Annotated in this window: 2 protein-coding genes; both read left to right on the top strand. The window is 54.4% G+C overall.

Annotated features, from left to right (window positions below):
* The coding region (minC, locus tag ACTHSP_RS21715) for a septum site-determining protein MinC (protein ID WP_440346972.1) at positions 1-354 on the top strand (354 nt) is incomplete at its 5' end.
* 26 nt (positions 355-380) lie between these two features.
* The coding region (locus ACTHSP_RS21720; RefSeq protein WP_440346973.1) for a nucleotide-binding protein at positions 381-487 on the top strand (107 nt) is incomplete at its 3' end.

The following is a 487-nucleotide window of genomic DNA, read 5'->3' on the forward strand; positions in this document are numbered from 1 at the left end:
GCCACCGTTATCAACAATCCGACCGTATTGGTCAGCACGCCCGTGCGTACCGGCCAGCAGGTTTACGCTGAAAACGGCGACCTCATCGTCACCGGCATCGTCAGCCAAGGTGCGGAACTTATCGCCGACGGCAACATCCATATTTACGCCCCCATGCGCGGCAGAGCGTTGGCCGGTGCAAAAGGCAATACCAACGCGCGCATCTTTATTCATTCCATGCAGGCCGAATTAGTCTCCGTTGCCGGTATCTACCGCAACTTCGAGCAAGACCTGCCCGAGCATCTGCACAAAAAACCCGTACAAGTATCATTGCAAGACAACCGACTGGTTATCAGCGCAATCGACGCCGAATAAACATCAGTACTTAAAAAGGAAATATCGTGTCCAAAATCATCGTAGTAACTTCAGGTAAAGGCGGCGTAGGCAAGACCACTACCAGCGCCAGCATCGCAACCGGCCTGGCCCTGCGCGGCCACAAAACTGCCGT

Source organism: Neisseria sp. P0001.S005 (assembly GCF_051963715.1).